Consider the following 1,594-nt stretch of genomic DNA (forward strand, 5'->3'; position numbering starts at 1 on the left):
CCTCGGCGGCGCCCCGCGCGGCCAGCGGATCGGTGCCGGCGTCCTGCACCCGGCGCGAGCTGGCGGCGCCGGTGGCGTCGCCCGTCAAGCGCTTGTCCTCGCGGATCGCGGGCGGCTCGAAGGCGGCGCGGTGCAGGTACACGCGCTCGGCCTGCTGCAATTCCTTGATCGCGGCCAGCGCCTTGTACTCGGGCGGCAGTGCCGTCTTCGGCGTGATCGCCCGCAATGCCTTTTCCGCCTCCCACATGGCCGTCAGCGCGCGCCGCAGCACGGCCTTGGTCTGCGGGTCGAAGATGGTGGCGTTGTCTTCCATGTCGTGGGCGTGGCCGAATTGCGCCGCCAGGTTCGTGTTCGCATTCATCGGCTTGTGTTCTTCATGTTCCCCGTGTTCTTCGTGCTCCCCGTGCTCTTCGTCGCCGAACAGCGTCGATTCCTCGCCCAGGAACTGGCCATAACGGCGGCGCAACTGGGCCTGGTCGGCGGCGATGCTTTCGCTGCGCTCGCGCACGGCGCCGGGGGCCAGCTTGCCGCGCATGTCGGCGATCAGCTGCTCCGTGTCGATGATGATCTGGCGTTGGCTGCGCAGGTTTTCCGGCTTCACCATGCTGGGCAGCGCGGACGAATCGAGCGCCTCGCTTTCCGGCCCGGGCAGGCGCAAGGTGTGCGTGGGCGACTGCACCGTGTGCGGATGGCGGGGGTCGTTGTCGGTGGCGCGCACGAAGAAGTACAGCTCGTCGCCAGGCTCCATGCCCAGTTCGGCCAGCGTCCAGTCCTTCTGCCAGTCGCGCCGCTTGCCGTCGCGGCCCTGCGGCAGCGGCATTTCGCGGTCCGTGAAGCGGATGTTCTCGCCGCTGCCCCTAGCCAGGGTCAGGTGCAAGGTGGCGCGGGCGATGCCGTGGTCGTCCCGCGCCGCCACGGCAATGCGCACGCTCGCCGTGCCGGGCGCCAGCAGTTGCAGGGCCTGCACGGGCGCGGCCACCGTCACGACGGGTGGCTGGTCGGGCGTGACGCGGATATCGTAGCGCAGCGCGCGCTGCACGCTGCTGCGCCAGGCCACGGCGTCTTCGGCACGCCACTCGCGGCAAGCGCCCCGCGCCACCGGCAGCACCGTGCCGTCGCCCAGTTCGACGGTGACGTCGCCGGCGCGGGCGCACCAGCGCACCTGGCTGTACTGGGGCACGACGAGGTCGCGCGGCGCCGTGTCGTACGGCTTGGCGCCGGTATAGGCTGGGGGCGTTACGTGCACGGTCAACGCCGCCGTCAGCGCCGCCGCCTTGGCCGCCGGCGCTGCCGAATGCAGCGCGGCGCCCGGCTGGTGCAGGGCCGTCGGCAACCAGATTGCAGCGGCGCCCGCCATGGCCAGGGCGGCGGGCCACCAGCTGGCGTGTGTTCTGGTTCGTGCGATGGCGTCGTACTGGCTTGGCCCTAACACGTCCGGCAGGCGCGCGAGCAGGCGCTCACGCTGCAACCGTGCCAGCGGCGACGCCGGCGCGGCCAGCAGGCGGCTGCTGTCTTCCAGCGCGGGCACGGCATCGTCCAGCCAGCGCGGCCACTCGGCGGCAGAACGCCGGCGCCAGCGCCGGGCATCCCAGGC

The 1,594-nt window shown here is 72.1% G+C and carries 1 protein-coding gene; it reads right to left on the bottom strand.

The window, feature by feature from the left end; translation table 11 throughout:
* On the bottom strand, nt 1–1,594 hold a 1,594-nt coding region (locus GM672_RS28595), incomplete at both ends, for a DUF4175 family protein (protein WP_170300284.1).

Source organism: Pseudoduganella buxea (assembly GCF_009720835.1).
Lineage (GTDB): Bacteria > Pseudomonadota > Gammaproteobacteria > Burkholderiales > Burkholderiaceae_D > Rugamonas > Rugamonas buxea.